Annotated in this window: 7 protein-coding genes and 1 tRNA gene; 1 reads left to right on the forward strand and 7 read right to left on the reverse strand. The window is 61.5% G+C overall.

The window, feature by feature from the left end; genetic code table 11:
* The 6 genes from AC04P6_RS01655 to AC04P6_RS01680 form a co-directional block, all read right to left on the reverse strand.
* The coding region (locus AC04P6_RS01655; protein WP_475564855.1) for a molybdopterin-dependent oxidoreductase at window positions 1-631 on the reverse strand (631 nt) is incomplete at its 3' end.
* A gap of 146 nt (window positions 632-777) precedes the next feature.
* On the reverse strand, window positions 778-1,428 hold the full coding sequence (locus AC04P6_RS01660) for an ArsR family transcriptional regulator (protein WP_475564856.1): 651 nt from the start codon (window positions 1,426-1,428) through the stop codon (window positions 778-780).
* A gap of 232 nt (window positions 1,429-1,660) precedes the next feature.
* Complete coding sequence (gene lysS, locus AC04P6_RS01665; protein WP_475564857.1) at window positions 1,661-3,886, reverse strand: lysine--tRNA ligase; 2,226 nt, start codon at window positions 3,884-3,886, stop codon at window positions 1,661-1,663.
* The gene (gene greA, locus AC04P6_RS01670; RefSeq protein WP_475564858.1) at window positions 3,886-4,356 is read right to left on the reverse strand and encodes a transcription elongation factor GreA; all 471 of its coding nucleotides are present in this window, start codon (window positions 4,354-4,356) and stop codon (window positions 3,886-3,888) included. The genes lysS and greA overlap by 1 nt, the downstream gene beginning before the upstream one ends.
* 65 nt (window positions 4,357-4,421) lie before the next feature.
* Complete coding sequence (gene tatA / locus AC04P6_RS01675; protein ID WP_475564859.1) at window positions 4,422-4,640, reverse strand: twin-arginine translocase TatA/TatE family subunit; 219 nt, start codon at window positions 4,638-4,640, stop codon at window positions 4,422-4,424.
* 86 nt (window positions 4,641-4,726) lie between these two features.
* A tRNA-Pro gene (locus AC04P6_RS01680) sits at window positions 4,727-4,803 on the reverse strand.
* Window positions 4,804-5,140: 337 nt separating this feature from the next.
* Here AC04P6_RS01680 and AC04P6_RS01685 point away from each other — a divergent pair.
* Entirely contained in the window at window positions 5,141-6,841 is a 1,701-nt protein-coding gene (locus AC04P6_RS01685; protein WP_475564860.1) for an FAD-dependent oxidoreductase, read from the forward strand.
* 89 nt (window positions 6,842-6,930) lie between these two features.
* Here AC04P6_RS01685 and AC04P6_RS01690 read toward each other — a convergent pair whose 3' ends face one another.
* Entirely contained in the window at window positions 6,931-8,298 is a 1,368-nt protein-coding gene (locus AC04P6_RS01690) for a helix-turn-helix transcriptional regulator (RefSeq protein WP_475564861.1), read from the reverse strand.
* Between the last annotated feature and the right edge of the window lie 368 nt (window positions 8,299-8,666).

Below are 8,666 nucleotides of genomic sequence, written 5' to 3' on the forward strand. Positions count from 1 at the left end.
CCTTGGGCTCGTTCTGATCAAACCACTGAATTCCGCCACGGGTAAGACCCGTGTTGGTTGCGTTATCGAACGAATAATCCCACTTCGTGCAGCCCGTTGCGTTGAACAAGCGCATGATCATGCCGGCGTTGCCATTCAAGCTTCCCTGAAAGCCGCCGCCACCCTGGTAATAGCTATTGGCAAGCGGCCCATACTGCTTTTCGACTTCGAGCCACTTCTTCGAAATCTCGCTGATGGCCTCGTCCCAGGTGATGCGTTCCCACTCACCAGCGCCGCGGGCGGTGCCCTCAACGCGCTTCATGGGATACTGAACGCGCGCATCGCTATACGTGCGCTGAATACGGCTCCTACCCTTCAGGCAGGTCACGTAGTCGAAATCGGGTCTCGGCAGCATGTGCGCCACGTTGCCCTCGCGCGTGAAAATGCGATACTGGCAGAACGAGCAACTCCAGCCGCACGTGCAGTAGAATTCGCTTCCCTCCGCGCTGGAATCCGCGGCAACGCTAGAGTCTGCCGTCAGATTCTTCATGCCCTTGTTGCCACACGCGGTCAACGAGCCAAGCATGGCGGCTCCCACTGCCGTTGCGCCCGCGCGCTTGATGAAGCTTCGACGGGTACAGTTCTCTCCCATATGCTTCTCCCTCTCCCTCTGGCCGAACGGCCTAATCTCGTCTTGGAACGGTCTCCCGTTCGTTGCGAGAAAGTATACGGGGACGTATAACCCGGTGTTCTCGAGGGGCTTTCAAACGGGAAAAACAATTTCATTCTTGATGGATATCAGGCCATTTCCTCGAGGGCATGCGAAAGGGGAAGCGAAGCATCCCACCCCGCCGGCGTAAGGGAATACAGCCTCTGACGTGCGTCAACGCCACCATTCGACGACTCAACGAGCCCGCATTTCCGCAAGGCCGCCAAGGCCATCGAAACGCGCGACTGGGAGAACGACGTCGCCTGCTGAAGCGCCTTCACCGATTGCGGCCCGTCGGAGATGCGCAGGACCAGAAGCACCCAGCCCGCTGCAGCGCCGCGAAAAGAACAGCCGGCAATGGAACTCGCCTCGGAAAGCGCGCGGTTGAACAGCGCATACCATCGGATCATGCCCCGCGCAGTATCCAAGCCGCACGACTGAACGCACTCGAATGCGACGTTGTCGCCGCGATTGGTGAGCTTGTAGACGACCTTGCGCAGGTCCTCCGCATCGGTGCGCCCCTCGGCAAGCTCGAGGTCCTCGAGCTTGGAAAGGCTGCGCGTGAGCGACGCAGGCGGAATGCCAAGCTTGCGGCAGATGCCGCCAGGCGTATCTCCCTCGCATTCGCGCAGGCAGAGCAGCACCGCGATGTCGCGAAGCCGCAGCGCTCCGCCTGATTGAGAGCACACTTCCTCAACGGCCGCGATATGCCGCTGAATCGTCTCGAACTCGCTATACATGGCCGTTATACGAACCAACCCCTCCGGCGAGTGGCATGAAGGCACATGGGCAGCCCCATGCCTTCATGAACCCCTATGTACAAACATCCCCCGCATGCGGGGGAACCCCACCGAGCACTATAGCACCCCAACCGCTTGGTTACGCGCAGGGCAACGGGTCAAACGAAACGCGGCAACAAAAAAGCGACCCCGTCATAAGACGAGGTCGCTAGCAACGTTTGCAAGCGAAACGCTATTCGAATGCGGGATTGCCTTCCGCGACAAGCGCCTTTTCGGCTTCCAGAATGCTCGTGAATAGGTCGGAAAGCTCCATGCCCATGTATTCCGCGCCGCGGGCGATAACCTCGCGGTCGCAGCCGGCGGCAAAGCTAGCCGTCTTGTACTTCTTCTTGAGCGACTTCAGGTTCATGTCGGTCACCGAATGCGAGGGACGAAGCTTCACGCACGCGTTGATGAGGCCCGAAAGCTCATCGATGGCGTACAGCACGCGTTCCATCTGGTGCTCCGGCGTGGGAAGTGCCGCGTTCACATCGGAATTGTGCGACTGGATGGCACGGGCAACCACGGGATTCACGCCCGCCTCGGCAAGCATTTCAGCAGCGCGCACCGTATGGTCTTCCTCGGTGGGGAACTCTTCCCAGTCGAGGTCGTGCAGCATGCCCACGATTCCCCAGAACTCTTCGTTTTCCGCATCGAACTGACGAGCGTAATAGCGCATGAGGCCTTCCAGCTGCAGGCCATGCAGGATATGGTATTCATCCTGGTTGTGGGCCTTCAGCAGCTCGAGCGCGGCATCGCGCGAGATGCTGGCTTCCAGCTTTTCGCCTGCCTGGGGGGCAGCCGTCTGGGCGGCTTCCAGCGCGGCGCCCGAAAGCTCAGCGGCAGGAGCCTCTTCGGAGGCCGCTTCGGCAACGGGAGCCGTCGCGGCTTCAGAGGCGTCGTCGGCCGGCTTCGCAGCCTGCTTGGCTTCGGGACGCATATGCGGGAACAGCAGCACGTCGCGGATGGACGCCTGGTCGCACAGGAGCATGACCATGCGGTCGATGCCGTAGCCAACGCCACCCGCAGGAGGCATGCCGTATTCCAGCGCGCGAATGTAGTCGGCGTCGTATTCCATGGCCTCGTCGTCGCCGTTCTTCTTGGCTTCTACCTGGGCGGCGAAACGAGATTCCTGATCGACCGGGTCGTTGAGCTCGCTGAACGCATTGGCGTACTCGTGACCAGCGATAACAAGCTCGAAGCGGTCGGTAAGGCGCGGGTCGGACGTCTTGCGCTTGGCGAGCGGGCTCACTTCTACGGGGTAATCGCACACGAACGTGGGGTTCACGATTTCCGCTTCGCAGAGCTCGTCGTACAGCGTGAAGATGAGCTTGCCAGCACCCCAGTCTTCCTGCCATTCCAGATGCTCGGCATCCAGAATCTCGCGCAGATGCTCGACGGGCGTGTCGAGCGAGACTTCCTCGCCCACATGCTCGCTAACCAGGTCGGTCATGGCGGCGGAGCGCCACGTGCCACCCAGCTCGATGGTCTGGCCCTGGTACGTGATGGTATCGCTATCGTTCACTGCAGCGTTTGCGGCGCGGAACACGCCCTCGGACAGGCGCTTCATGCCCTCGACGTCGCTGAACGCGCAATACGCTTCCATGCTGGTGAATTCGGGGTTGTGCGTGAGGTCCATGCCCTCGTTGCGGAACTGGCGACCAATTTCGAAAACGCGGTCCATACCGCCAACGAGCAGGCGCTTCAGGTGCAGCTCGGTAGCGATGCGCAGATAGCATTCCTGGTCGAGCGCATTGAAGTGCGTGGTGAAGGGCTTGGCGTTAGCGCCACCCAGCGTTTCCTGCAGGATGGGCGTTTCCACTTCCAGATAGCCCTGCTCTTCCATGTAGCGGCGAATGGCGCTGATGATGCGCGAGCGCTTCACGAAAACGGCCTTGGAATCGGGATTCATGACCATGTCGACGTAGCGCTGGCGATAGCGCGTTTCCTTGTCGGTGAGGCCATGGAACTTCTCAGGCAGCGGGCGGATGGACTTGCTCTGCAGCTTCCACGCGTCGATGGCAACGGAAAGCTCGCCGCGCTTGGTGCGCAGCACGCAGCCTTCGGCAACCAGCCAATCGCCCACGTCGAGGTCCTTCAGGGCCTCGAACGATTCCTCGCCCAGTTCGTTGATGCGGCAGAACAGCTGCACATCGCCTTCGCGGTCGCGCAGGACCAGAAACGCAATCTTGCCCTGCAGGCGGCGCGCCATGATGCGGCCGGCAACGCGTACGCGGTCTTCGGTGGACGCGCCATTTTCCAGCTCGGCGTACTGCTTCGCAAGCTCGCCGGTGAGATGGGTGATTTCGATGGCTTCGGAGCCATACGGATTCGAGCCCGCGGCGATGAGCGCCTCGCGCTTGTTCAGGCGCACCTGCCGGGGATCGTCTTCGATGATCGGAGCGTTCTGTTCGGTCATTAGGCCTCTACCTTAACGATCGTCATCTCGCTCACGCGGCCGGTGGGGCCGGTGACCTTGATGTGGTCGCCCTTCTTGCCACCCAGCAGCGCGGAGCCAACGGGGGATTCGTTGCTGATCTTGTTCTTGCGAACGTCGGCCTCGGCGGCGCCAACGATGCTGAAGACGCGCTCGGAGCCGTTCATCTCGACCGTAACGGTGGAACCGATGGAGACGTAGCCCTTGCGAGCACCACCGGCAACGATCGTGGCGTCGGACAGGATGCTGTTGATTTCAGCAATGCGAGCCTCCATCAGGCCCTGCTCGTTCTTGGCGTCGTCGTACTCGGAATTCTCGGAGATGTCGCCGAATTCGCGGGCGACCTTGATGCGCTCGCCGATTTCAGCGCGCTTCTCGTTTTCCAGATACTGCAGCTCTTCCTCGAGCTTCCTCTTGCCTTCTTCGGTGAGAACGGGACTCTGATCTGCCATGATTCTATCCTTTGCTTGCCATTTACTAGGGCCGCGCCTTCGCAACGCGGCCCCAATTCCTACAGTTACTTAGATTTCTTTTCGGAATCGTCTTTGGATTCTTCGCTGGATTCCGTTTCCTCGAGGTTTTCGCCCTTATCGGATGCACCCATACCCTCTCGGAGGTTTTTCATGGTGCGACCGATTGCGCTGCCGAGCTTTGGCAGGTTCTTGGGCCCGAAGATGAGCAGGACCACGACGAGGATGATGATAAGTTCGACTGGACCGAGACCACCGAATTTCATACTGCCTCCCTGATAGTGGGCTCCGATGAGTTCCCCTCGTTCGGAAGAAGGGGATGCCCCATACGGGAACATCCCCTTCGCATTCTTGGTCGGGATGACTGGATTTGAACCAGCGGCCTCTGCGTCCCGAACGCAGCGCTCTACCAAGCTGAGCCACATCCCGTTATGCTGCTTCTGCAGCTCGAATATAGTATCACATGCAAGAAAAAATGAAAGCAGCGCATATCATTTCCGCAATTGGCTCCATCGGGGCACGATAATCGGCCTTTTTCCAGGAGCGCGAAACCCATCTCCAACGCCAAGCGCCCCGCATGCCAGCCCGCGCGAAGCAACGCCAACTCACCCACCACATACCGCGTTTACCCAGTTCAGAGGTTCTCCCCTGTTTTCGGGGAGCATGGATTTCCCTGCCTTTCGGCGATGTGCGCCATCCCGCTGCGACCTATGGTTGCCCCGTTGGGAGCCCACGAATGGACGTGGGCCGGAAACGAGGAGGGAACATGAGTTCTTCTATCAGTAGACGAGACCTGTTCAAATTCGGCGGTCTCACCGCGGCTGGCGCGCTGAGCGCCGGCGCGCTCGCAAGCTGCTCGGGCCCCAAGTCGGCAGCCGAAAAGCCGGCTGCCGCCACGGAGGGCACCTGGCGCACCAAGCCCGAGCCCATCACCAACATCTCCGAAACCGTCGACTGCGACCTCGTTGTGGTGGGCGCAGGCAACGGTGGCCTGATGGGCGCTATGACGGCTCAGGAAAAGGGCTTTAACGTCGTTGTTCTGGAAAAGGCCGGCGCCATCGCCATGGCACGCGAAGCCGTAGGCGCGATCGGCTCCCGCCACTCCAAGGGCTATGAAATCGACAAGGCCAAGCTGTTGAACCACGCGAAGAAGACCCAGTCGGGCGACGTGAACATGGCGCTCTACAAGACCTGGGTAGACAAATCGGGCGAGTTCATGGACTGGCTGGAAGACATCGAGACCCCCAAGGGCATGAGCTTCCCGTTCGAATGGCACGCCCCCACTGGCGAGGAATGCTACTACCCCGCCATGTGCACCAACCCCGTCATGGGCGAATTCATGCCCGAGGGCCCGCAGTACGGCGCATACGCGCATCTGGAAGTCATGCGCGATCTGTTCCTGGAAGCCGGCGGCGTTCTCGAGTTCAACACGCCCGCTCAGCAGCTGGTGCAGGACGCGAATGGCGCGGTAACGGGCGTCATCGCGAAGGACAAGAACAACAGCTACAAGCAGTACAACGCCAGCAAGGGCGTCATCCTGGCCACGGGCGGCTACGGAGCCAACAAGGAAATGATGGAAGACCTGTGCCCCGACTCGCTGAAGTACTGCACGAGTTCCGCCGCCACCACCGAAGAAGGCGACGGCATCCGCATGGCCATCTGGGCCGGCGCGCATCTGGAAAAGGGCGGCGGAGCCATGGTGTGGAACCGCGGCGTGGTTACCGACAACGAGGAAGTGGGTCCTGAGCAGGGCAATCCGCTCTTCCTCCCCGCAAGCCAGCCCTTCCTGCGCGTCAACGTACGCGGCGAGCGCGTCATGAACGAGGACAGCACGTACCCCGAAATCTTCTCGCTTGGCACGCATCAGCCCAAGGGCTTCACCTGGCAGGTCTTCGACGGCACGTACTGGGAAGACATCCAGCGCTTCGACACGTGCGGCTGCAGCCGCCTTACCCCCGCCCCCAATGGCGGTGCATTCAACGCCGACGTGTACGACTGCGAGCCCCTCACGCGCGAGCATCTCGATAGCTTCTGGCTGGCGCCCCGTCTCGAAGATGGCACCCTGAAGAAGTGCGACACGCTGCAGGAACTCGCCCAGACGATGTTCCCCGCCAAGGAAGACCAGGAAACGTTCCTGGCTACCATCGAGCGCTACAACAAGATGATGACGGAAGGCGACACCGACTTCGGCAAGGAAGCGTTCCGCTGCAGCACCGTGGACACGGCCCCCTTCTTCGCCATCCGCACCTCGGGAAACCTTCTGGCAACCACCCATGGCATCGTAACCGACACGTACAGCCGCGCGCTCGACGACAACGGCGACCCCATCAAGGGCCTCTACGTTTGCGGTAACGACCAGGGCGGCTTCTACCCGTACAGCTACCCCAGCAACTTCACCGGCATCAACTGCGGCCGTTGCGGTTGCTTCGGGCGCATTGCGGCTAAGCACGCCTGCGGCATCGAATAAGCGACTCTCCCGATACGGGGGCTCCCCTCCCGCCCCCTTCTACCTAGCGCACCCGCTCTGCAGGCGGGTGCGTTTTTGATGGGGAGGGGTTAATTCGCCAGGTCGAGCAGCTCCTGACGGCTGTGGACGTTGGCCTTCGCGTAGATGTGCTTGACGTGCGTGGCCACCGTCTCGCGCGACACTACGAGCTCGTCGCGGATATATGGAACCGAACGGCCGCGCATGAGCAGCGAGAACACTTCGGTCTCGCGGGGCGTAAGCCCCAACTCGCAAGCGAGTTCCTCGATGCGCGCATCGAGACCATCGACCTTGGCTTCCGCGGGGGCAGCGTCACCGGCAGGGGCAACGACGCGCTTGACTTCCCACGCAATCGCAAAGCTGTCCTTATCGCCCAGCACGTACATCGTCGCCACGGCAAGAAGCACCATGCAGGCGGCGGCAACGGAGGGCACGTTCGCGGCGGCACCAAGCGCTTCCAGTGCGAACATCACGAGCACGCCCGCCAAATCGCCCAGGTGGACGAAGATCCAGCCAAGCGCGTACGATTGCGTGGGCGTAGCCTGGCCACGGGCGGCGAAGCGCGCGAAATACATCTGCGTGATGAGGCAAAACGCAAAGCGGGCGCCCAGTGAAACGCCGAACGCGACGCAGCCTCCAACGGCAGGGCCGAACACGATAAGCGCGGAAAACGCGAGCATCAGCACGGGGCACATCCAGCGATAGAGAAATGCGATGGACAGGCGACGCGGCCCCGTAAGCGACACGAAGCCTATAACGCCCATGAAGGCCAAGCTGAGCATGACCATGACCTGGAACGCGACGCCTTCCACCTTGACTCCCGCGAGCGAGCCAGCAACGCAGGTGAACAGGCAGGCGAAGAACACGCCCCACCCGCTGCGGCCCATCGCGCGCATCGCGCTGAGGGGCCTGCCGCGCAAGGCGTCGTGAGCGCTGGCAAGTGCGTCTTCCTCGACATGCGTATGCAAGTCGGCCGAAGCACGGGAATCGCCGTCATGCGCCCACGCCAACGCGAAGAGCGCGCCCGATATCAGCGGAAACGAAAGCACGAACGCGCAGACGACCCATCCGCTCATGGCGGACGCCGCAAGCACGAGCATGGCCGCGACGATGGCGGAAAGGAGGGCGGATGCCTCAACCTCGTCCTGCGGAAGACCTGCGTACAGCTCGCCCCACAGAACCCACAGCATGCCGCTGCCCGCGCCATTCAGCACGGACCCAACAAGGTACAGATCGAACGACGGCCCCTCGATCACGGAATCGATCGAGAAAAGCAACGTTCCCAACGCGGTAAGCGCGGGAGCCCAGATGCGTGCCCAACGATGCTGGGCAATGGACCCAAAACGGCGTTCGAGCGCCAGAAGCGCCACAAGAACGAGCACGGCAATAGTCACGGGAGCGCAATCGACCATCAAGTGCGGAAGGGGCGCAAGCCCCATATCTTCTCTGCTGGGAACCGCAGAAACCGCCGGCCCCGCATAGAACGAGCAAAACACCCACGCAAGAAGAAAGCCCCAACCCAGTTTCCTGGGCGCGACAAACGACATATATGGCACTACCCCTCCGACCCTCTCGTAGCGTTCCCCCTCATTGTACGCGACCCCAACCGCCCCACAACCCGGATCAGTGAGCTTCGCCGCCAGGCGAAGCGAAAGGGAAGGTTCCCCCGACCCGGAAAGGTGAGTTTTGCCGTAGGCAAAACGAACGAGCGCCATCTGCCCCGACCCGGAACCGCGAGTTTCGCCGCAGGCGAAACGAGAGGGGCGGCCCCACCCCAAGGCGGATCGTAGCCATGTCGTTCTGTGAG

This window comes from Denitrobacterium sp., assembly GCF_056180635.1.